The 20,972-nt window shown below is 65.5% G+C and carries 22 protein-coding genes and 1 pseudogene; 10 read left to right on the forward strand and 13 right to left on the reverse strand.

All coding sequences use genetic code 11. The features are described from left to right. Window positions 1–84: 84 nt before the first annotated feature. The 5 genes from PU704_RS17835 to PU704_RS17855 all read right to left on the reverse strand — a co-directional run bounded on the left by PU704_RS17835 (window position 85) and on the right by PU704_RS17855 (window position 3,071). Window positions 85–336, reverse strand: coding sequence for a hypothetical protein (locus PU704_RS17835; RefSeq protein ID WP_109223263.1), 252 nt, complete (start codon window positions 334–336; stop codon window positions 85–87). Next, window positions 333–461: an iron-sulfur cluster assembly scaffold protein gene (locus PU704_RS17840; RefSeq protein WP_277552213.1), complete on the reverse strand. Its 129-nt coding sequence runs from the start codon at window positions 459–461 to the stop codon at window positions 333–335. The genes PU704_RS17835 and PU704_RS17840 overlap by 4 nt, the downstream gene beginning before the upstream one ends. Continuing rightward, on the reverse strand, window positions 458–1,756 hold the full coding sequence (locus tag PU704_RS17845; protein ID WP_277552214.1) for a SufS family cysteine desulfurase: 1,299 nt from the start codon (window positions 1,754–1,756) through the stop codon (window positions 458–460). Before PU704_RS17845 ends, PU704_RS17840 begins: the two co-directional genes overlap by 4 nt. After that, the gene (locus PU704_RS17850; RefSeq protein ID WP_277552215.1) at window positions 1,753–2,028 is read right to left on the reverse strand and encodes a hypothetical protein; all 276 of its coding nucleotides are present in this window, start codon (window positions 2,026–2,028) and stop codon (window positions 1,753–1,755) included. The genes PU704_RS17845 and PU704_RS17850 overlap by 4 nt, the downstream gene beginning before the upstream one ends. A 74-nt stretch (window positions 2,029–2,102) precedes the next feature. Beyond that, entirely contained in the window at window positions 2,103–3,071 is a 969-nt protein-coding gene (locus PU704_RS17855) for a carbon-nitrogen hydrolase family protein (protein WP_277552216.1), read from the reverse strand. A 52-nt stretch (window positions 3,072–3,123) separates the two neighbouring features. Between PU704_RS17855 and PU704_RS17860 the strand changes: the two genes are divergently transcribed. Next, on the forward strand, window positions 3,124–4,038 hold the full coding sequence (locus tag PU704_RS17860; protein ID WP_277552217.1) for a LysR family transcriptional regulator: 915 nt from the start codon (window positions 3,124–3,126) through the stop codon (window positions 4,036–4,038). Window positions 4,039–4,088: 50 nt separating this feature from the next. Here PU704_RS17860 and PU704_RS20095 read toward each other — a convergent pair. Then, window positions 4,089–4,680, reverse strand: a pseudogene (locus PU704_RS20095) (recombinase family protein). A gap of 180 nt (window positions 4,681–4,860) precedes the next feature. Between PU704_RS20095 and PU704_RS20100 the strand changes: the two are divergent. Further along, window positions 4,861–5,145: a RidA family protein gene (locus PU704_RS20100; RefSeq protein ID WP_380112711.1), complete on the forward strand. Its 285-nt coding sequence runs from the start codon at window positions 4,861–4,863 to the stop codon at window positions 5,143–5,145. Between the two features lie 92 nt (window positions 5,146–5,237). Here the strand turns inward: PU704_RS20100 and PU704_RS17875 are convergent, their stop codons facing one another. Together PU704_RS17875 and PU704_RS17880 are read right to left on the reverse strand one after the other, a co-directional pair. Continuing rightward, window positions 5,238–5,756 (reverse strand): GNAT family N-acetyltransferase, encoded by a 519-nt coding sequence (locus PU704_RS17875; RefSeq protein ID WP_277552218.1) that lies wholly within the window; start codon window positions 5,754–5,756, stop codon window positions 5,238–5,240. Between the two features lie 41 nt (window positions 5,757–5,797). Next, window positions 5,798–6,421 carry a recombinase family protein gene (locus tag PU704_RS17880; protein ID WP_277552219.1) on the reverse strand — a complete coding sequence of 208 codons (624 nt, stop codon included), beginning with the start codon at window positions 6,419–6,421 and terminating at the stop codon, window positions 5,798–5,800. A 282-nt stretch (window positions 6,422–6,703) separates the two neighbouring features. Between PU704_RS17880 and PU704_RS17885 the strand changes: the two genes are divergently transcribed. Next, entirely contained in the window at window positions 6,704–7,180 is a 477-nt protein-coding gene (locus PU704_RS17885) for a hypothetical protein (protein ID WP_277552220.1), read from the forward strand. 110 nt (window positions 7,181–7,290) lie between these two features. Here the strand turns inward: PU704_RS17885 and PU704_RS17890 are convergent, their stop codons facing one another. Genes PU704_RS17890 through PU704_RS17900 form a run of 3 tightly spaced genes read right to left on the reverse strand, consistent with a single transcriptional unit; the run spans window position 7,291 to window position 11,185 of the window. Next, window positions 7,291–8,559 (reverse strand): TniQ family protein, encoded by a 1,269-nt coding sequence (locus tag PU704_RS17890; protein WP_277552221.1) that lies wholly within the window; start codon window positions 8,557–8,559, stop codon window positions 7,291–7,293. Further along, on the reverse strand, window positions 8,556–9,482 hold the full coding sequence (locus PU704_RS17895) for a TniB family NTP-binding protein (RefSeq protein WP_277552222.1): 927 nt from the start codon (window positions 9,480–9,482) through the stop codon (window positions 8,556–8,558). The genes PU704_RS17890 and PU704_RS17895 overlap by 4 nt, the downstream gene beginning before the upstream one ends. Then, window positions 9,476–11,185, reverse strand: coding sequence for a Mu transposase C-terminal domain-containing protein (locus tag PU704_RS17900; RefSeq protein ID WP_277552223.1), 1,710 nt, complete (start codon window positions 11,183–11,185; stop codon window positions 9,476–9,478). Before PU704_RS17900 ends, PU704_RS17895 begins: the two co-directional genes overlap by 7 nt. Window positions 11,186–11,970: 785 nt before the next feature. Here PU704_RS17900 and PU704_RS17905 point away from each other — a divergent pair. Further along, a complete protein-coding gene (locus PU704_RS17905) occupies window positions 11,971–12,294 on the forward strand; it encodes a histone-like nucleoid-structuring protein Lsr2 (RefSeq protein ID WP_277552224.1) in 324 nt (107 codons plus the stop codon). 104 nt (window positions 12,295–12,398) lie between these two features. Here the strand turns inward: PU704_RS17905 and PU704_RS17910 are convergent, their stop codons facing one another. Continuing rightward, window positions 12,399–13,925: a hypothetical protein gene (locus PU704_RS17910; protein ID WP_277552225.1), complete on the reverse strand. Its 1,527-nt coding sequence runs from the start codon at window positions 13,923–13,925 to the stop codon at window positions 12,399–12,401. A 113-nt stretch (window positions 13,926–14,038) separates the two neighbouring features. Then, a complete protein-coding gene (locus PU704_RS17915; protein WP_277552226.1) occupies window positions 14,039–14,509 on the reverse strand; it encodes a PIN domain-containing protein in 471 nt (156 codons plus the stop codon). Between the two features lie 530 nt (window positions 14,510–15,039). Here PU704_RS17915 and PU704_RS17920 point away from each other — a divergent pair. The 6 genes from PU704_RS17920 to PU704_RS17945 all read left to right on the forward strand — a co-directional run bounded on the left by PU704_RS17920 (window position 15,040) and on the right by PU704_RS17945 (window position 20,434). Next, window positions 15,040–15,681, forward strand: a complete 642-nt coding sequence (locus PU704_RS17920) for a hypothetical protein (RefSeq protein WP_277552227.1) — start codon at window positions 15,040–15,042, stop codon at window positions 15,679–15,681. 16 nt (window positions 15,682–15,697) lie between these two features. Next, the gene (locus PU704_RS17925; protein ID WP_277552228.1) at window positions 15,698–16,465 is read left to right on the forward strand and encodes a DUF1883 domain-containing protein; all 768 of its coding nucleotides are present in this window, start codon (window positions 15,698–15,700) and stop codon (window positions 16,463–16,465) included. A gap of 155 nt (window positions 16,466–16,620) precedes the next feature. Then, window positions 16,621–17,868, forward strand: coding sequence for a coiled-coil domain-containing protein (locus tag PU704_RS17930; RefSeq protein WP_277552229.1), 1,248 nt, complete (start codon window positions 16,621–16,623; stop codon window positions 17,866–17,868). A gap of 131 nt (window positions 17,869–17,999) precedes the next feature. Next, window positions 18,000–19,241 carry an SNIPE associated domain-containing protein gene (locus tag PU704_RS17935; protein WP_277552230.1) on the forward strand — a complete coding sequence of 414 codons (1,242 nt, stop codon included), beginning with the start codon at window positions 18,000–18,002 and terminating at the stop codon, window positions 19,239–19,241. A 56-nt stretch (window positions 19,242–19,297) separates the two neighbouring features. After that, window positions 19,298–19,921 (forward strand): hypothetical protein, encoded by a 624-nt coding sequence (locus PU704_RS17940; RefSeq protein WP_277552231.1) that lies wholly within the window; start codon window positions 19,298–19,300, stop codon window positions 19,919–19,921. A 183-nt stretch (window positions 19,922–20,104) separates the two neighbouring features. Then, entirely contained in the window at window positions 20,105–20,434 is a 330-nt protein-coding gene (locus tag PU704_RS17945) for a histone-like nucleoid-structuring protein Lsr2 (RefSeq protein ID WP_277552232.1), read from the forward strand. Window positions 20,435–20,972 lie beyond the last annotated feature (538 nt).

Genomic DNA, 20,972 nt, shown 5'->3' on the forward strand with positions numbered 1-20,972 from the left:
CCGGGCATCACACTTGCTCAGACCGGGGTAGCAGTGCAACTACCGCAGTACCGCATTCACGCTTGCGTTACTGCGGTAGTGCGGTCACTGTTCGGGGTGCTGGGCTTCGATGGCCTGGATGATCAGCTGGGACATGGGTACCCCGGCCTCGACGCTGTGCCGGCGCAGGTGCTTGTGCAGGCGTTCGGGCAGGCGGATGGAGGTGGCCTTGATGGGCTCGGTGGCGGCCTGGGCGTGGGCGGCGTAGGCCAGGGTCATGTCCGGGCCGTCGGTCGGAGTGGCCGGGGCGGGGGTGCGACGGCCGCGGGCGGCGCCGGGGGTGGGCTTGGTGCTCACGTGGGGTTGTACTGGTGGGACTCCCCGGCCCCGTGCGCGGGTGCCGGGGCGGCCAGGCCCTCCCCGCTCCGCCGCTTGGCGTGGTCGAGGATGACCTCCTGGTAGAGCGCGTCCAGGCCGTTCACCGGGTGCTCCCCACGCGGAAGTAGGTGCGCACCCCGGCGAGCTCGGTCAGGAACCGGTCGACGTCCTCGGTGGTGTTGTAGAGATAGGCGCTGGCCCGGGTGCTGGCGGTCAGTCCCAGCGCCCGGTGCAGTGGCTGGGCGCAGTGGTGGCCCACCCGCACGGCCACCCCGGCCACGTCCAGGACCTGGCCGACGTCGTGGGCGTGCACCCCCGCCACGTCCACCGCGGCCAGCCCCACCCGCTCCGTGCCCGGGGCCGGACCGATCAGCCGGACCCCCTCGAGCTGGGCGAGCCCGGCGGCCAGCCGCTGCCCCAGCGCCCGCTCGTGGGCGGCGACCCGCTCCATCCCGATCACCTGCAGGTACTCCACGGCCGCGGCCAGCGCCACGGCCTGACTGATGCGCTGGGTGCCGGCCTCGAACCGGGTGGGGGCCGGCAGGTACCGGGCGGACTCCATCGTGACCTTGGTGATCATGGACCCGCCGGTGAGGAACGGGGGCATCGCGTCCAGCAGCTCGGCCCGCCCCCACAGCGCCCCGATGCCGGTGGGCCCGAGCATCTTGTGCCCGGAGAACACCGCGAAGTCCACCCCCAGGGCGGGCAGGTCCACCGGCAGGTGCGGCACCGACTGGCAGGCGTCCAGCACTGTCAAGGCGCCCACCTCCCGGGCCAGGCCCACCAGGTCCGCGACGTCGGTGATCGCGCCGGTGACGTTGGAGACGTGGCTGAAGGCCACCACCCGGGTGCGTTCCCCGATCACCTGCCGGGCGGCCTCGTGGTCGAGCAGCCCGGCGTCGTCGACGGGGATCCAGCGCAGGGTCGCCCCGGTGCGGGCGGCCAGCTCCTGCCACGGGATGAGGTTGGCGTGGTGCTCGGCCTCCGTGGTGACGATCTCGTCACCCGGGCCCAGCCGGAACCGGGCGGCCGCGTCTTCCCCGCGTCCGGCCGAGGCGTTGGAGAAGGAGTAGGTGATCAGGTTGATCGCCTCGGTGGCGTTGGAGGTCCACACCAGCTCCCGCTCGGTGCCACCCACGAAGCCGGCCACCACCCGGCGGGCCTCCTCGTAGGCGTCGGTGGCCTCCACGGCCAGGGCGTGGGCCCCGCGGTGGACCGCGGCGTTGCGGTGCAGGTAGAAGCTCCGCTCGGCGTCCAGCACGGCCAGGGGCTTCTGGGAGGTGGCCCCCGAGTCCAGGTAGACCGACGGACTGTTCGTCAGCAGCGGGAAGTCCTCCCGCAGCACACGCACCTCGGCATCGGTCAGGGGCGCAACGGGGAGGGCGGTCGGCGAGGTCACTGGGGATTCTCCGGGGAGGTAGCAGGACCGTCCTCGGGGCGGCGGGGCCGTAGATAGGTGCGGCCGGTGGCGTCCTTTTCCGTGATGTACTCCTGCTGGAGGTTCTGATACCACGCCTTGGTCTGTTCGCTGGGCTGGTCCTGGCCCCGCAGGTCCCGGCGGCTGCGGGCGGCCGGGCCGTAGATGCGCATCGACAGGTCGTCGAAGCGACGGAACAGGCTGCGCTTGGGCGGGACGGGCTCGTTGTTCTCGGGGCGGGGTCGCTTGCTCATGGTCTTCCTCGTACTAGGTCGTCGTGATCGGTGGGCCGGTGGGCCCTCCGGGTGCGCAGTGGGCGTTCGTCCACTCAGGCCCGCACCGGCTGTTCCGCCAGTTCGCGGGTCTCCCCGCTCGTGGCGTGCACGGAGGCTCGGGGTGTCTCGTCCACGCTCAGGGTGAAGACATCGGGTCGGGCGTAGTGCCCGACAGTGTCCAGGTCGAACCTCGCCCGGGTCAGCTCGTCCAGGTCCACCTCGGCGACCAGCACGCCCTCGGTGCCGCGCAGCGGCCCGGCCAGCACCACCCCCAGCGGGGAGACGATGGTGGAGCCTCCGTTGATCAAGACCGTCTGCGGGTCCTCGCCCTGGACGGGGTGGACGTCTCCGGGCAAATCCGCCCGAGTGAGGAACTGGTTGGCACTGAGCACGAAGCACCTCCCCTCCAGGGCGATGTGGGCCATGCTGGCCTGCCACTGCTCGCGGTCATCCACCGTCGGGGCGCACCAGATCTGCACGCCCTTGGCATACATCGCCTGACGGAACAGCGGCATGTAGTTCTCCCAGCAGATCGCCGCCCCCAACACCCCCACCGCGGTGGCCACCGCCGGCATGGTGGAGCCGTCCCCCTGGCCCCACAGGTAGCGTTCGGCGGCGGTGGGCATGAGCTTGCGGTGAGTGGCCACCAGGCCCTCGGCCGGGGTGAAGAACAGCACGGTGCAGTACAAGGTGGACCCGTCGCGCTCGATGGCCCCGACCACCAGGTGGGTGCCCAGCTCGGCGGCCAGCCCGGCCAGGCGATCGGTCTCCGGCCCCGGCACCGCCACGGCCGCCTCGAAGTAGCGGCGGAACAGCTCCCGCCCCTCAGGGGCGCGGGAGCCGACGGTGATCCCGAAGTCCAGGCCCTTGGGGTAACCGCCGACGAACGCCTCGGGCAGCACGATCAGCTCAGCCCCTTGGGAGGCGGCCTCACGGATGTAATGCTCGCCCTTCTCGAGGGTGGCCGCGGTGTCGAACAGGACGGAACCGGCCTGCACGACGGCCACTCTCACAGATGTCATACCCGTAATCGTCCTCCCCACCCCATCAGAAGGGAAACTAATATGGGCGATAATGACCATCGACGAACGTGATTTCCGGAATGTGGACCTCAATCTGCTGGTGACCTTCGAGGTGCTCATGCGCGAACGCCACGTCACCCACACCGCCCACGCCCTGGGGATCAGCCAGGCCGCCGCCAGTGCGGCCCTGGCCCGGTTGCGCCGGCTCTTCGACGACGAGCTGTTCACCCGCACCAAGGACGGAATGGCCCCCACCCCGAAGGCGAAGGAGATCGCCCCACGCATCCGGTGGGCGCTGCGAGAACTGTCCGGGGTGCTGTTCGAGGAGCCCGTCTTCGACCCCGCCGCCAGCGACCGGGCGTTCGTGCTGGCCATGTCCGACGACATCGAGGCCCGCATGCTGCCCCGGATGCTCCAGCACCTGCAGGAGCAGAAGCTGGGAGTGTCCGTGCTGGTGCGCCAGTCCAACCGCTACACCGCCGAGTCCCTGATAACGGAGGGCTCCGTGGACCTTGCCATCGGGGCCCTGCCCGGGTTGGCCGAAAGTTTTCACCGGGAGGAACTGTTCACCTCCGGCTACGCCTGCCTCTACGACGGGGACCGCCTGGGGCTGGGTACCCCGCTGGGGCTGGAGGACTACCTGGCCATGCCGCACCTGCTGGTCTCCTACGACGGCCGGCGCGGGATCGTCGACGAACTGCTCGAGGCCCGGGGGTTGCGCCGGCGCATCATCGGGTCCACCACCCACTTCTCCGGGGCGCTGACCCCCTTGAAGACCGCCGACGTGGTGGTCACCCTGCCGCGCCACGCCGTGCAGGCCTTCGCCGCGACCACCGACCTCGTCCTCTCCGAGCCCCCCATCCCATTCCCCCGGTTCACGGTCTCGATGGCCTGGACCCCCCAGCGCGAGAACGATCCGGCCCAGCAGTGGCTGCGCAGTTTCGTCCGTGAGTGCCTCGGCAGCTGACGCGTCTCACCAGCACTCTCCGGCTCCTCGGGCCTTCCAGGAGCGGAAACTCAGGCAGTAGGCATTGGAAGCTCGCGGATGCGCCGGTAGAGGGTGGCCCGGGACATGCCCAGGTCGCGGGCCACTTGGGTGGCCGGTTCCCCCGAATCGATCAGCCGCAGCGCATTGCGGATCTGGGAGTCCGTGAAGGTCTGGCGTCGCCCGCCGAGGTCCTTGCCGGCGGCCCTGCGCTTGGCCACCGAATCGGCGATCCGCTCTCGCTTGATCTCTAGCTCCATCTGGGCCAGGGCGGCCATGACGGTGAAGACCATCGAGCCCATCGGGGTGGCCGTGTCGACGTCTCCCCCGCCGAGGTTGAGCACCCGCAGCCCGGCACCTCTCCTCCGCAGCGCTTCGGCGAAGGCCAGCATGTTCTGCGTCGAGCGGCCCAGCCGATCCAGCGTGGTGATCACCAGGGTGTCGCCCTCCTCGAGGGCGGCCACTGCTTTGTCGAACTGCGGACGAGATGCACGGCTCCCAGACATTCCATGGTCGGCGTAGACGTCATCGCGCCGCACACCGGCACCCAGCAAGTCATGCACTTGACGATCCGCATCCTGCTGTCGCGTCAAAACTCGACGCATACCCGATCAGCTTCCCCACGTCCACTCCATCTGTCTCGCAACTAACGTTGAATATCCGATTCTAGGGGCATAGATAAAGCACAAGGATGCGAGACAGGCAGAACCGCGGAATCATGCGGGCTGTCAGTTTCCGAAGTCGGCTGCACAGACTTCCGAAGTCCTCCGCAGCGTTATAGGAAGGTCCCGTCAAAGGATCCTCATTTCCGCCGACGTCACGGCACAGTGCGAAACGATGCTCGACAACGTGGAGACCTTGCTGGGCGAAGTCGGGCTCGAGCCGAAGCACCTGGTGCGCACGGTGCTGTATTTGACGGACTACGCCGACGTCGGTGCGTTGAACACCGTCCATGGCCGCCGGCTGAGCATTCCGTACCCTGCACGGACCACTATGCAGGTCGCCGGACTACCCCTGGGCGCCGCAAGTCCAGGTAGACGCCGTCGTGGCGTTCCTGTGACCGAGCCGTCGTCACCGCACAGGCGATGACACATCCGGGCAGCAGGCGACGGTGCTGTTCTCCGGGACTGGCCACGTCGTCCGCGTAAGCCGGTAGGCCCGTGCACCGTTGCGGCTGGTGGTCAGTGCTCCAGCAGCTGGGCCATGAGGTACTCGTCGATGCATCGGTCCTGCCGCTCCAAGGAACCACGACGTAGACCCTCGACCTGATAGCCGTGACGCAGATAAAGGTTCAAAGCGCGCAGGTTGTCGGCCATCACGGTCAGCTCCAGACGCCTCAGGCCCCGCCGGGCCGCCTCGGCGCGACAGCCCTCCAGCAGAGCCGAGCCCAGCCCTCGTGAGGCGTGGGCGGCGTCCACGCCAAGCGCCAGGGATCCCACATGAGCGACCCGCCGGTAAGGTGTGACCGCCACAGACAGCCACCCCACGAGTTCAGCCGGCCCGCCGGATGGCCCCTGAGGGGCTTCCGCCACCAGGTCGAAGCTGCCGCGATTCCCTTGGCCCGCCAGGCGGTGCCGCAGCCGGCCAGGGTCCGGGTCACGTTCGCCCGGTTCGAACAGCATGAACGAGGACTGGTGGTCCAGGCGCTGCTGCAGCGTCAGCAGCGCCGGAGCGTCGTCAGGAACGGTCAGACGGATCATGCCCTCCATGGTGCCCCCTGTCCCACGACGGCCAGCAACGCTCACTTGATCCGCCTCTGGGCCAGCAGCTTGCGCCCGTCCTCGCGTAGCTGCCCGGTGGGGGAGACGTGGCGGTAGAGGGTCTGACGGGTCACGCCAAGCTCTTTACACAACTCCCCCACGTTGGTGCCGGGCTGGCCCATGGAGGCCGCGGCCAGCCTTACCTTGGCGGGGGTCATCTTGTAGGGGCGCCCGCCCTTGCGGCCTCTGGCCCGGGCGGAGGCCAGCCCGGCGGTGGTGCGTTCGGAGATCAGCTCGCGTTCGAACTCGGCCAGGGCGGCGAAAATCCCGAAGACGAGTTTGCCGGAGGCGGTGGTGGTGTCGATCGCCGCGCCTTGGCCGGTGAGGACCTTCAGCCCGATGCCGCGTTCGGTGAGTTCGTGCACGACGTTGACCAGGTGGCGCAGGTTCCGGCCCAGCCGGTCGAGCTTCCACACCATCAGGGTGTCCCCGGACCGCAGAGCCTTCAGGCATGCGGCCAGCTGCGGGCGGTCGTCCTTGGCCCCGGAGGCCTTGTCCTCGTACAACGCCTCCGCCTCGACGCCGGCGCCCAGCAGCGCGTCGCGCTGCAGGTCGGTGGTCTGAGACCCGTCGGCCTTCGACACCCGCATGTAGCCCACCAGCATGGCTCACTCTCCATCACTTATACGACCGTTTGCGTGACACGGTGGTCGCGAATCCGCCGATCACCCTTTTGTGTCACTTAACCCGTTACTTATCCTAGGTCATACAAAGGATCCCATTACGGTGTTGTGTGACAGGCAAGAGGCGTTCAAAGCGTCCGAGAAAATGCGCGTCGTGCACCGCGTGCACAGCATGAGCGACGTACGGGTTCGAACGTGATGAGCAATGAGTACGCTGGACATTGTTGACGTGGTTTACAGACGCTCGATGAATGGGAGAGCTCGGTGGCTTTTGAGGTGTTCGACAAGAGAATGACTCCGCTGGCGAAGGCACCCAGTGTCACGATCCAGAAACGGGGTGTGATCTCGCTGAACAAATCTGCCCATGACCTGCTCGGCAACGTGGAGACAGTGGAGTTGCTCTACGACCAGGGCCGTCAGATCATGGCGCTGCGCCCAGCTGATGACTCGTCTCCGCATGCTTATGCGGTCCGCACCGGTTCCAAGCGCGGGCCCGGGCAAGCCATTGTCTCGGCTACCGCGTTCACGCAGCACTACGGGATTGACACCACTGCCACGAGGCGATGGAAGCCTTTCGTGGAGGATGGCATGCTCTGCGTTGACCTCACCGTCGAGGGTGTGGTGATCACCGGCAACCGCACCAAGGTCGCGACCGTTGCGGAGCCGGAGGAGGCCGACGACATTCTTGCCGAGGCTCCCGCCTCCGACTCACCGACGGATCACTCCGCCGACCACGCCTGAGTGCCCGCCTCGGCCGGGGCGCCACGGTGCCCTCACCGAGGGCGAGGAGAAGAACCGCGCTCATGGCTCCCGGAACCAGTCGGCGGGCACTTGCCCGAAGTGCTCTGAGGTCACGGCCCGGGAGGGAGATGGTGTTCGGGGACCCCGAGGGTGATCATGTCCTGGCGGACACGCTTCCGGTGCTCCGGGGTCCGATTCCACGCGGTGAGGAAGGCCAACAGCTGGGAGGCGACGGCGGGGTCGTCCTGGGCGGCGGCGATCACCTGGTACATGGAGTCCCTGGCCTGCCTCCAGTACCCGGCCGGCTCCTCCATCAGTGTGGCGCCCTGCTCAGGGGCGTTACCGGCCGCGGTGGTCTCTGGGGCGCTCGTCCCCTCGGCCGGTGGTGTGCCGCCGATGACGGGGCGGTGGGGCTCAGAACGCAGCAGCGCCCCGAGCGTGCCCGCGGCGGGTACTTGCCCGGTGTTGATCAGGTGCATTGCGGTGGCGGCGGCTTCTAGGAACGACTGCTGGTGGGGCCAGGGTAGGGCCTCGTAGGGCCGCCACCGGGTCATCCCGCCGCGCAGCAGGCGACCGGTGTGCTGCCAGATCTCCCGCAGCGCGCGTTGAGCGCTGCAGCCCAGTGCGGAGATCGGGGTGGAGAGCTCCTCGATCAGCGTTCGCAGCAGCCGGAACCACACCCCGGCGTGCACCTGTCGTCCCGGCAGGGACACGATCCCGGTGCGCATAGCTTCTTCAGTGCGCCGGTCCATCGCCGCGACCGGGCCCGGCACTGTGGTGGGGCCGGTGTCCGGGTGCGTCCAGGAGAGGAAAGCGCCTCGGATGCCCATCATGTCCTCGAGGCGGCAGCCGTGGTCGGGGCAGGAGAGTCCCACCGGCAGTTGGGAGACCAGGGTGAGTTGCCGGGCCTCGGGTGCGGTGTTGTCGATGCACACCGGGCAGGCCCGGTGCATCGGCGCAGACTTCTGCTGGGTCGGCAGCCAGGCCCGCCAACCCGGTACCCGACGGTGCGGGATCTGCCCCGGCGCCAGAAGCACCGAGTGCTGCCCGACGTAGGTCTCGAAGCCGACCCCGGGTGCCGGCTCAGCCTCCATCGGGTCCAGCAGCCAGGGCACCTGCCCGGCCACCGTCATCCGGTGCAACTGGGCCCGGGGTACGCCGGTGCGCTCGGTGAGGGCGGTGAGCACCCCGGGCGGCGGATCCACGTCCAAGGTGTCGAGGCTGTGGGCGTCCAGCTGCAGGGAGACCGCCCCGAGGTTGTGCCCCAGCAGCTGTTGGGCGTCCATGCCGTAGGCGCCGGCGACCCGATCCAACCAGGACGACAGGGCCTCGCCCTCACCGGGGCGCGGGTGCAACGGCCACCGCAGCATGGTGGTCATGCCAGTTCCCGCTCGAACAACCGGCGCCGCTCGGTGGGCCCGGCATAGGGGGCCATCAGCAGCGTGGTCTGGGTGATGGCCTCTTCCCCGGATTCAATCCCCGCCACCGCCGCGTCAGTGAGCAGGTGGGCCAGCTCCCCGATGGTGCCCTCGCACCGGGTGAGCAGATACCGGGCCATCTGAGGGGTGGCGATGGGCGAGGGGCGGCGCAACGGGAAGGAGGCGGCGAAGCTGGCCAGCAACGAACACCCCAGCCCGTCGGGCTCCCACCTCGGCAGGGTGAACGGTTCGAAGCGGTTCTCCAGCTGATCATCGGAACGGATCGCCAGGTAGGCCTCCCGGGTGCCGACCCCCACCAGCGGGATACGCAGCTCGTTGCCCAGAAACCGGATGAGGTTCAGGAACTCCCGGCGGGCATCGGCGCGGCCGGCCAGCACGTTGTGCAGCTCGTCGATCACCAGCATCCGCACCCCCACCGCCCGCAGCAGCCCCAGAGTGCGTTGCTCGAGCTCGGCCAGCCGCTGCCTTGGGCGCAGCGGGGCCCCGAGGGCGGCCAGCAGCCCGGTGTAGAAACGGATCACCGTCGGCTCCGAGGGCATCTGCACCACCAGCACCGGGATCCGTTCCCGGTCCGCCTCGCTGACCGGTGCGTGGAGGCGCCGGAACTTCTCGATGATCATCGACTTGCCGTTGTTCGTCGCCCCGATCAGCAACAGGTTCGGCATCCGCTGCTTGCCCGGCCACGCCAACAGCTCCTCGAGCCGGCCCAGGGCCGCGGTGGCCCGCGGGTAGCCGATCCACCGGTCCGCCCGCACATAGTGCAGCCGCTCGGTCCCGGGCAGACGGGCCACCGCCCGGGCCCCCGGATGCAAGTGCCCCAGGTCCCCACTGTCGATGTCACCGATCTCGGCCTCGTTCACCATTGCTCGATCTCCTCGAACGGCGCAGCGGCGTCCACGCCGCCGACATCGGTGTCGCCCACATCCACCTCGGAAAGGGAACCGTCCCCCGCCGGAGGCACCAGGCCGGGGCGGGGCAACGAGCTCCCCGTGCTGGCGTGACGGCGGCGCTGGGCGTCGCGGCGTGCCCTGCGCGTGGTGGTGGCGGCGGTGTCGGTGATGGTGCGCATCTGCTCCACCACCCGGAACAACGCCTGCTCATCGACCTGCGCTCTGCCCTGCTCCCGCAACCGGGCCAGCGCACCACGGTGCTCCCACACACTGATCGGCGGATGCGACAGCGTCCGGTAGGGCACCGGCAGATAAGCACCCCCCTCAGGCTCGAGCACCCAGATCCGGCTGATGTCGCGCGGATCGCGGCGGAGCACGAACTTGCCCAGTCGATCGCGGCGTCCGATCCAGGGCTTGAGCGCGTCACTGAAATAGCGCACGTGATCGACCACGAAACCGGTGCGCGTCAGCGACCGGCGGATCACCGGCAGGAAGTCGATCAAGAAGGCCGCCTCATCCCCGACGGTCCCCGGCGGTCCCCCGGCCGTTCCAGCCGCCCAGGCCGCCGCCGGAGTCTGACCCGTGGTGGTGTGCACCCGCCCGTGGTAGCCGGCCACCGCCAGAGCCATCCACCGCTCCAACTCCCCCAGGGTCAGCACGGCCCGGGCCTGGGAGTCGTAGCAGCCCCGCTCCCCCGGATCCGAAAACGTCGTGCCGGGCAGCTCGTGCACCATCCCCATCAGCGTGCCGATCACCCGCTCGACCACCCCGCCGAAGTGGGGTTGACCCGCCGGCCGGTAGGCCAGCGCGATCCCGTGCTGCTCACAGCCGCGGCGCAACGCCTCGGAATGGAACTCCGAGGCATTGTCCACATACAACTGCCCCGGCTTGCCCGCCATCGGCCAGGAAGCCTCCACGCCCAACCGCTCCAGCCACGGGCGCTTGTCGGTGACCATGTGCCCCAGGCACAACCCCACCGACAGCGCCGAGGGCGCCTCCAGGGTCAACACCATCCCGACAATGGACCTGCTGAACACATCGATCCCCACCGTCACGTACGGCCGCCCGATCGGCAGCCGGTGCCGGGCGTCGACCACGATCACATCCACCACCGTGTGATCGATCTGCACCTGCTCCAGCACCGACCTCACCGGTGGGACGTGTCCGCCGGCCGGCTCCAGGGCCCGTGCCGCATCCGGGCCCGCCCGCGCCCGCCTGGCCACCACCGGGTCCAGGTCGGCGATCCGCCGGGCCACCGCCCCACGAGAGGGCACCGCCAACCCCCGGGAACGGCACACCTGGGCGACCTCCCGACGGACCGAAGCGATCGACCTACGCTGCCGCGACAGGTAGGACCGGCCCAGCACATCCTGGATGACCGCCTCCACAGCCTCCGGCAAACGCCGCCCACCACGGCCCCCGGAGGAAGCCCCCGGGACCAGATCCGAAACCACACCCTCCCCGGCCCGCCACCGGCCCAGCAACGTATAGACCTGCCGCCGCGACAACCCCAACTCCCCAGCGGCAGCACCCGCAGCAGCGGCCCCCACCGCCCCAGCCGCCGCCAGCGGGCCGATCACCTCCGCGCGCCGGACCGCCACCGCCCACACCTCACCAGGAACGCTCAGCAGACCCCGCTCAACCACCCGGTCACCCTCGACCGTCTCGTCGTGCATATAACTATGGAACAACACCACCGGTCGCGCACACGAGCACGGAAACCCAAAATGACCGAACCCGACTACACACCCCCGCCATCACAGACCCGACCGTGCAGCCGACTTCGGAAACTGACAAAAAATCACAACGGTAAAATTCATGGGACGAGACGTCTCGCATACCATGCCTTAAAAGACATCGCGAATGAACCATGCGTGATTGTCAAGCAACTGCGTGCAATGGTTACGATGAAACTCGTCCGTGCTAGTCGCGACCCATAGGGGAACGATGCCGTTCGAAGTGTTCGACAAGGGAATGACTCCGCTGGCCAAGGCCCCGAGCGTGACCGTCCAGAAGCGCGGAGTGATCTCTCTGAACAAGGCCGCCCACGACCTGGTCGGCAACGCCAAGACGGTGAAGTTGCTCTACAACTGCGACCGTCAGGTCATGGCATTGCGCGCAACTGATGACTTCTCCCCGCATGCCTATGCAGTCCGGAGCGGGTCCCAGCGCGGTTCCGGGCAGGCAATTGTGTCTGCCACGGCCTTCACACCGCCCACTACGGCATCGATACCACCGCCACCGCCGATGCAAGCCGTTCATGGAGGATGGGATGCTCCGTGTGGACCTCACGACCGAAGGCATCGTGATCACCGGCAACCGCACTAAGGTTATGAAGCCAACGGACCCCACGGAGCCGGTGGAAGTCCCCGCTGACGAGGCATGCACTGAAGTACCCGCCGATGACCCCGATCGCAACTAATCCCACTCCTCCACTCGGGCATCGGAAGGAACACCACCCATGACCCAGAAAGTCGAAGTGCACCTCGAGGATGACCTCGACGGCGGACCCGCCGAAGACACCATCATCTTCACCCTGGACGGCAAGGACTACGACATTGACCTCTCCGCCACCAATGCCGAGAAACTGTGTGAGGCCCTGCGCCCCTACGCGGAGGCCGGCCGCAAGACCACCCGCAGCAGCAGCCCCCTTCGCACCCGCGCCTCGAGCAGCGCTCCAGACACCGCGAAGATCCGGGCCTGGTCGAAGGCGAACGGCTACCAGGTCTCCGACCGAGGCCGCATTCACCAGACCGTGCAAGATACCTACAACGCTACCCACTGACCCCGGCGTCAGCCGGTACATTCAGCCACATCGCCCATGTACGGATAGCCGCAACTCGGACCCGTTACGAGACGTGGAGTGCCCTCTCCGCACAGTCAGGACTCTCATTTTTCTTCACCATCGATGGAAAAGCTCAGTGCAGCCATGGAAGCGGCCATGGAAGAGCGGACTTCCTTGAGCTTGTCCTTATAGGACTTAGCAATACGACTTTTCTGGTCTGCGGTGCGACGCGTCTCACTCAGCTCTTCCTCGATGCGCGCCATGCCAAGACGCATCTCCTCGATCGCTTGTTCCATTTCCAGGTTTGCCAGGGCTTCGTCCTCCAAACGTTGTCGAGTGTCTACCAACTCGTCTTCAACCTTGGATGAGGTCCCGTCGTCCAGGAGCAGCCGAATACGGGCAAGCACCTCGTCAGCCGTCAGCACGTTTTGCTCGTCCTCGGGGCGAGAGGCACCGGGGTTAGTGCGGACGCGATTCTCCACAATGAGTGAGGCAATATCCTCAGGCGATACGGCACCTTTCTCCATGGCCTCCCGGATTTCTTTGGCCAGCCTGGCCGCAACCGCATGCTGTCGCGAGGTGGGTTGCCACTGCGCGGTCGGGTCCACGTACTGCAACCCTCGACGCAAATCTTCTCTTTCCCGTTGCCGCTCTTCGGATGATTTAGTGCGATCGACGTGGGAGCGGTGGTGAGGAATGATCGGGCGGATACTGCCCCTCTCATAGCCACATTTGGCGCACGCATAGCGGACCGTGCCGTCGGAGTAGGTCACCACATTGATGTAGGGAGAGTCATAGACCGTGCCGCCCTTGGAAGACATGTGCGACCGGGACTTGTACGGGGTGGTCTCAACGACAATGGCATTATCAGAAGGTAGATCCTCCTCTACAGGAATGCTGAGGCGCTCATTCACAAGTGCAGTATTAGCGGGGAGTGGGATCTCTTCTGGGGCGGGCGTCAGCTGACTCCCAGCAAGAGGTTGCCCTTCCGGCTCGTCATCCACCAAGCTACGCATCCCGTATCCACCGGGACCGTGATGCACATACTCGTTCGTGTCTCCGAGGCGCGGGACCGGCTTACCTGGGTTCAGTTCCAGCTCGCATAGCCCTCTGATGAAGGAGGGGACATCTGTTCGGTACGGCTCCTGGAGCTGCGCTGTACGGCTGCCGTACTGGTACTCCAACACCCCAGGGGTGTACTGGTCGATCTTTACTCCATGGCTCATTTGGACCAGTAGAGATGCCTCGAACAAGTAGGTGGGCATTTGGTGGCGATCCAGGATGACGCCCTTCATCGCCCGTTGGTGCATCTTGTTCTGCCGCTGCGAGTCTCCAAACACCTCATCGAGTGTGGTGATGTCCGTGATGCGCTTGACCGGACTGAATGCCATATTCTTCTGAATGGTGGCATTTTTGCCTCGCCCTCGACGAGAGGGTCGCTCCAGCTGCGTCTTGATGTTTTCGTATACCCGCCCTCTGTCCCCATCGAGGTCAGCTCGCAGGATCACGGGAACGTCGACAGAGGAATGAGTCAGCCGGAACCCAATACTGGTGTCCGTGGCCTTCCAGCCATGTTGCTTGGCGAGGTCCAGCAGTTCCTGGGCATGTTGACTGACGTTTTTAGGGGTCACTGATCAATTCCCTGTGGGGTGGAGTCGAGGTGGGGGCCTGTTCACATCTCAGTCTAATAGGTGATCATAATTCTTAAGGGAACATCCATGGACCGGGAGGTCAAATACTCCGATCAGCACTCCTCCACCTGCACCAGATTGGTCAGGTGCCTAAAGTCCGCCAGGTTGCGGGTAACCAAAGCCAATCCATGCGCCATCGCCGTCGCCGCGATCATCTTGTCGACGACGTGACTTTTGGGTAAGGCGCCGTTCCGAAGCACCTCCTCCGACACCACTCCGAACGCTAGAGCACATGTGTCGTCGTAGGGAAGGCCGGCACCAAAAGTAGCCCTGATCTTGGCAATCCTGTCCTCCCTAGCTCTCCGTACAAGGGAGTTCGCTCCTGCGGTAGCCACTCCCATGTAAAGCTCTGAGAAGGAGAGCGAACTGATCATGAGTCCAGTGAACCCACTCAAATTAGGAGTGACCTCATCGGCCTTGAGCAGGGCAATAAGCACGTTGGTGTCGAGTAATGCCCTCACCGCTCGGACCAGGGATCGTCCGTCGTGGTAGTCCGTCGGTCTTCCGCCAACTCCTCTTCCCATCCACCGTCATCGGAGGGCAATGGGGTCATCATTCGGTACACCTCCTCGGGGGTCACCTCTCTCGGTTGCTCACTAGCCAGAGCCCGAAGAGCCGCTACACCGAGGGCAGGCGGGACAGATGAGGAGCCGAACAATCTAGAACTGAAAGGAACAGGGTGTGAGCCGAGGACCTGTGCAGCAAAGTCAGCTGTCGACATCCTTGGAAACATCTTTTGGACCATCTCCTCAGCTGCGCGCCTGAACACTTCGAGTTCACGGGCGTGAGCCTGGTCCTGCAGAACCCTGTGCACTTTTTGCCGCTTCAGCTGGTCACGATCAACGTTCACAGGGGCCTCCTCATACTCATCTCTACGCGCAATACGTAGTACGTAGAACCTAGATCCCCATGCTTGGACAATCCAGGGCAACGATGCACCGAACGGTCTTGGCTCGACTTGGAACCCCGCGCGGCACGTCGCATCGATGCTACGGCGTGCCGCGTGGGACGATCATCTCGTGTCCAGATGAGTTGCAGTAGGAGGGTGTCCCCGGTGGTCGAGTTTCATCCCAAGACTCACTTGCAGGTGGCTGCCTGGGTACCCGACGACAACCCAAAGCGGCCATGGGACGAAGCGGCAGATCTCGCCGCGAACTGGATCTGGCAACGCAGCGAAGTCAAAAGCGTAGCGCCGCTACTAGTGACCAACACGTTCCAGAACGGAACCGGCATCGGGGCGCTGGATGACATTGTTCATCACGGCGGACACGCAACGCCGCAGGGCAAGGAGCGCTTCGACCCCGGCCCCGTTCTTGCCTACGCCCCAACTGAGAAGACACTAAATTTCGCGCTTGATCTTGCCCGCGGGCACTCACTCGTTGTCGTCGAAACTGCCCGCTTCCCGATTGCCGAGTGGGCCGCCGAGGCGGCAGCAATCAACTTGTTGGATGGCAGCACCACCTCAAGCTCGCTCCCCGACGACATCCGGAGCGACCTCGACCATGCGGTCTTCTTCGGCGGAAACAACGGTTGGACCGGCCCACATGAGAAGCAGCACGCCCGCACTCACCTGGCTGACCATGTGCGGACGGGACGGCTGGCCCCGCAACACGCCGCGTCATATGTCATGGCGCAGGGAGTGTCAGATAAGGGAGCGAGGCGGTTGCGAGAGCTACTCGAGAAAGTGAGCAAGTGACGTCCACATGGCCGGAGTGAAATTCATCAAATACCATTGGAACCGTCTAGAGAAGGGCGCAACTATCGTCGTATCGCTCAGCACGGCCGCGAATGTACGGCTCATGGACAGCACAAACTTTAACGCCTACAAGAACGGCCGGCGGCACCGTTACGCCGGTGGCCTGGTCCGGAAGTCACCGTTCCGAATCACAGTCCCTAAGACAGGAAATTGGTACCTCACTATCGACCTGATGGGCCTGAAAGGGACGAACGTTCGCCACTCGGCCACGGTCGAGCCTCCCCCACTGCCCACCGCGAAATCGGCGCCGCTTCGCTCGCTCAGCGGTATCCAGCACGAACGTCCGCCGGTGGCACCCGATGAGGACGGACAGACGTGGGACGTGTTCATCTCACACGCGAGCGAGGACAAGGAAACCGTCGCCGAACCACTTGCCGCTGAACTGAATGCACGAAACCTTAAGGTGTGGCTCGACAAGACCGAGCTCCGCATCGGGGATAGTCTGCGCCGCAAGATCGACTACGGCCTCGCTCACAGCACCTTTGGCGTGGTCATCCTGTCCAAATCGTTCTTCGCCAAGGGCTGGCCACAGTATGAGCTGGACGGAATCATCGGCATGAGCGTCAATGGCGAACAACGCATGCTGCCCATCTGGCACGAGATTTCCCGCAGCGAAATCGCCAAGCAATCACCTTCACTCGTCGACAAGATCGCACGCAACACCGCGATCAATACTGTGTCTGAAATCGCCGAGGAGATAGCTGAGGTTGTGCACGGGACCTAGTGGCCCGTCTTCGATGTCGTCTGCCACGTTTCCTGAGAAGGGCTCAAATGGATCGTGCAGCAACCACGTCCATCCGGTGGATTTTTTATTTAAATTGACTGACTTTATATATATCCAGGACCTCGATAGTTCGTACGTATGTTTTAGGAGTTTTCGTGGCACGTCGCCGTGGTTTTTTCGCTGAGATGCAACACCAGGCCAAGCTCGCTGAGCAACGCCAGCGCGCGGCAGTCCGAGAACAGGAAGCTGCTATCCGTCGTACTGAGCAGGCACGCAAGGCCGAGGAGCGGGCAAAGCTCGCCGCGCAACGTGCATCGGAGGCTGAGCGCAAGCGACTGGAGAAGGAGGCGGCAGCAGCCCATGTAGCCTCGCGGCAGGCGGAGGTGGAGGAACTCAACTCCGAGCTCACGGCGGTCTATGACCGCGTCGACAGCCTTCTCGAGGCGACCCTGGACGTGGATGATTACGTCGATCTGGAGAAGCTCCGTCAGACGGTCAACCACGCGGCCTTTGAGCGTGAGAACTTGAGGAGGCCTCTTTCACCCCCTCAGCCAATCCCCGATCCCCCCGCCCCGGTCTTTCAGCCGCCCGCGCCGCCAGCGGGGCTATTCGGGCGGAAGCAGAAAATGGCGCAGGCGCAGGCCCAGGCCGAAACCGACTTCGCCCATGCACAGGCCGAGTGGGAAGAAGAAATGCGAGCATTGCCCGCCCGCCGTCAGAAGCTCGCCGCTCGGCACACAGCAGCAGAGGAGACCCGGAAGCGGGCTTTGTCCGCGGAACTGGCCCGCTATGAGGCCGAATGTGCTGAACGGGAGAAGGAGGTCGCAGAGCACAACGCCGACCTCGATCAGCTCATCGCCAATCTGGGCTACGGCTCGGTGGAGGCGGTGCAGGAGTACGTAGGCATCGTGTTGGCCAACTCTGTGTACCCCGAGGGTTTCACGGTGGAGCACGAGGCGCAGTTCGACCCCGAGACGGCGGAACTGTCCCTGCGGGTCCTGATCCCTGAGCCGAGCACCATCCCGACGATCAAGTCCTACCGCTATGTGAGGGCCAGCGACGAGATCACCCCGGTGGCGCTGTCGCAGAAGGACGCCAGGGACCGGTATCTGGGGATCGTCCAGCAGGTGGCGTTGCGTTCCCTGCACGAGGTCTTTGAAGCCGACCGGCGAGGCCTCATCCAGAGCATCGCCCTGGAGGTCGGCACGCAGACCACCGACCCGGCTACCGGCAAGAGGGTCTACGTTCCGTTCTTGGCCGTCGGCACCGCCCGGGAGGTCTTCTCCGAGATTGATCTGTCGTCCGTTGTGCCCGCGGCCACCCTGGAGTATCTCGGTGCGTCGGTCTCGAAGAATCCTCTGGGCTTGGTGGCTGCCAACACGGCGGGAGTGCGTCGTTCCTGATGGCTGACAACGACTCGCCGGTCTTCAATCCGCCCCCGGGCTGGCCCAAGCCGCCTGCGGGGTGGCGTCCGCCGGCTAGCTGGAGCCCGGACCCCTCCTGGCCGCCCCCTCCGGAAGGTTGGCAACTGTGGGTGCCCGCCGATGCCCCGGAGCCCACGAAGGCTGTCCCGAAACCAGCGGAGGAGACTCCTGCACCCGACCCGCCCGCACCGTCGACGACACCGGAGGCCACGCGGATCGCCCTGCTCGAAGCGGAGAACGCCCAGTTGCGGCAGCAGCTGTCCGAGGCGTCTTCCTCGGCCGAACCCTTCATCGAGCTCAGCGACGCCCGGGTGCTCCAGGACGTTGGCATCTACCATTACCACCACCCCCTGGAGAACGCCGCCGCCTTCCGCGACCGTCTCACCGACCTTGAGGCCCGGATCGCTGAGCTCGTCGCCGCCGACCGGGCCATCGTGAAGTCGAACGCCTTTACCTTCGACAACTCCCTGGCCAAGGGTCGGCGGATGACCAATGACTTGGCCAAGCTCATGCTGCGGGCCTACAACGCCGAAGCCGACAACAGCATCAGGTCCCTGAGATTGGGCAACGTCCAGACCGCCAAGCGCCGCCTCGAGGCATCTCGGGCTTCCATCGCGAAGCTGGGGGCGCTGATGGAGATGCACATCAGCGACGAGTTCCACCAACGGCGCCTCGATGAGATCGAGCTCACCGCGGACTGGTTGATGAAGAAGCAGGAGGAGAAGGAAGCCGAACGCGAAGAACGTGCGCGCCTGCGCGAGGAACGCCGGGTGGAACGCGAGCTGGCCGAAGAACGCGCCCGCCTCGATAAGGAACGCACTCACCTTTTGAACGCGCTCAACGCCATCCGCTCCTCGGGCGTCACGGATCCTGACCTCGAGCACCGCTTGGAGTCGATCGACGAGGCCATCGCCCAGAACGACTTCCGGGCGGCCAACATCCGAGCCGGCTACATCTACGTCATCTCCAATCGCGGGGCATTCGGTGAGGACGTGGTCAAGATCGGTCTCACGCGCCGCTTGGAACCGACCGAACGCGTGGACGAACTCAGCGGCGCCGCGGTGCCCTTCCGCTTCGACATCCACACCCTGTACTTCTCCGAAGACGCCGTCACCCTGGAGAACGAACTCCACAAGCACTTTGCATCACGGGCGCTGAACCAGGCCAACCCCCGCAAGGAGTTCTTCTTCGCCTCCCCCTCCGAGGTTCGCGAAGTCCTCGCGGAAAAGGTCGGCAACCTGCTGGAGTTCAACGAACAAGCCGAAGCCACCGAGTACTACCAATCCCTCAACAGGTGGCCCGCCAGACCTGCAGTGGACAGAGACGACGTAATAACCACTTCGCACGATTAGGGCAAGTATTACTGGGACGATCATACTGACAAGTAACCCCAGTCTTAGGAGTCTCCATGCGCGTTCTCAAATATCTCGGAAATGTTCTGGTCGTCGCTGTAGCGGTCGTCCTCATCCTCGTCGCTCTGCTTATTGGACTGAAGGCCTTCGGCTTGTCGGACCCGGCGCTGGAGGCCGTCGGAATCACTACACAGCAGCCCCAGGCGACTTCCAACGACGAGAATGCTACTCAAGCAGCCGACCCTCCCGAGCAAGGTCGTGCGGAGCCCAGCGATGCGGCAACTCTCCCCGAGGCTGTCCCAACGCCTATGCCAACCCCTGAGGCGGTCCCCACGCCGGAAACAAACCCCGAGGCTGTTGCTTCCCCTGCGGAACCCGTAGACCCCGTAACAGCAACAGAGGCCGTAAACCGCTACCTGGCTGCCGAGCCCTGGTACGGGCCGCAGGAAATGGGCACCTCCATCGTGGACACAGTGGTGGTTGAGGGCGACGACGTGATCGTCACCTTTGTCACCGACCTTGAAACAAACGCCACCAAAACCTACGCTCCTAGCGTCCTCACGGATGTCACCAGTGCACTCCGAGCACACCCTGATGATCCCGCCCTTCAAAGCCTCGATTTGGTGGCTATCTATACACAGGACGGCGGAATGGCCACCTACGAGACACTGTGGCGCTAGTGTCATGCGCCGGCCATTCGTTGTAGAAGACGTGCGAGGAACCCAGGAGATTCCTCAAACGTTCTCAATAGGGCCTTCGGGTGGGATTCCTGCTAGCTGACGGAATGTGGGTTCAGTTAGGCTATTGCGGCCGTGTATATTCTTCGGTGCAAGCCATGATGAAATCAATGAGAAGGTGCTGAGTTGGCGCAGAGCGTGAAAATCATTCTGGAAGACGACCTCGAAGGCGGACCGGCGGAGGAGACCGTCCAGTTCGGCCTGGACGGCCGGCAGTACGAGATCGACCTCTCCACCGCTAACGCGGAGAAGCTGCGGGAGGCCCTGCGCCCCTACGCCGCCGCTGGCCGGCGGGCCCAGGGCAAGTCCCCCCGGACCACCGGGCCCCGTTCCTCCTCCGGTGGTAACCCGGAGACGGCGAAAATCCGGGCCTGGGCGAAGGAGAACGGGTACGAGGTCTCCGACCGCGGCCGCATCCACCAGTCCGTCAAGGACGCCTACTACGCCGCCCAGTAGACCCACTCCCCCACCCGGACACCGCCTCGGGCCGTCCGGGTGCTCCGCGTCAGGGGGGTCTGATGCCGGCGGTTACGGCCGTGGCATTACCGGGGAACGTCTCGGGGCAGGGCTCGAGTACGGGGGCCCTCACCGTGGCCCCTCCGCACGGTGAGCAGCCGGTGACGGGCTGATGATCAGTTTCCGGCCACGGTGCCCCCGGGGCGCCCCGCGTCCATCTGGACAGCGCTGGTCGTCCCTTTGGCGCCCGGGAACGAGCCTCTCTGGGGCTTAGCCCTGGCAGCTTTCGGACCTAGCGCGGGCACCCGCGTCGTTCGAAGACCCACCGGACCACCCGCCCCATCCCGCCGCCTGTCACCAGAAGAAGAGAACCCGGCCCACCAGCAACGGTGAGCCGGGTTCCTTCCTCTCCGACCATGGGAAAGCGGCCCTTCACAAATGAGCATGGGTAGGTGTCTTTCTCCACGGCCGGTGTCCGCCGGCGGCGAGCAGGGCGCGTAGACGGTAGTTCTCGAAGTTCCGGAACCCGCGGGCGACC

The organism is Kocuria oceani (genome assembly GCF_029524215.1).
GTDB classification, from domain to species: domain Bacteria; phylum Actinomycetota; class Actinomycetes; order Actinomycetales; family Micrococcaceae; genus Kocuria; species Kocuria oceani.

Bases quoted from the DNA above. Each gene is read 5' to 3' on its own strand.
- PU704_RS17850 (WP_277552215.1), bottom strand. From the start codon at position 2,028: ATGAGCAAGCGACCCCGCCCCGAGAACAACGAGCCCGTCCCGCCCAAG.
- PU704_RS17855 (WP_277552216.1), bottom strand. From the start codon at position 3,071: ATGACATCTGTGAGAGTGGCCGTCGTGCAGGCCGGTTCCGTCCTGTTC.
- PU704_RS17860 (WP_277552217.1), top strand. From the start codon at position 3,124: ATGACCATCGACGAACGTGATTTCCGGAATGTGGACCTCAATCTGCTG.
- PU704_RS17875 (WP_277552218.1), bottom strand. From the start codon at position 5,756: ATGATCCGTCTGACCGTTCCTGACGACGCTCCGGCGCTGCTGACGCTG.
- PU704_RS17880 (WP_277552219.1), bottom strand. From the start codon at position 6,421: ATGCTGGTGGGCTACATGCGGGTGTCGAAGGCCGACGGGTCTCAGACC.
- PU704_RS17890 (WP_277552221.1), bottom strand. From the start codon at position 8,559: ATGACCACCATGCTGCGGTGGCCGTTGCACCCGCGCCCCGGTGAGGGC.
- PU704_RS17895 (WP_277552222.1), bottom strand. From the start codon at position 9,482: ATGGTGAACGAGGCCGAGATCGGTGACATCGACAGTGGGGACCTGGGG.
- PU704_RS17900 (WP_277552223.1), bottom strand. From the start codon at position 11,185: ATGCACGACGAGACGGTCGAGGGTGACCGGGTGGTTGAGCGGGGTCTG.
- PU704_RS17905 (WP_277552224.1), top strand. From the start codon at position 11,971: ATGACCCAGAAAGTCGAAGTGCACCTCGAGGATGACCTCGACGGCGGA.
- PU704_RS17915 (WP_277552226.1), bottom strand. From the start codon at position 14,509: ATGGGAAGAGGAGTTGGCGGAAGACCGACGGACTACCACGACGGACGA.
- PU704_RS17940 (WP_277552231.1), top strand. From the start codon at position 19,298: ATGCGCGTTCTCAAATATCTCGGAAATGTTCTGGTCGTCGCTGTAGCG.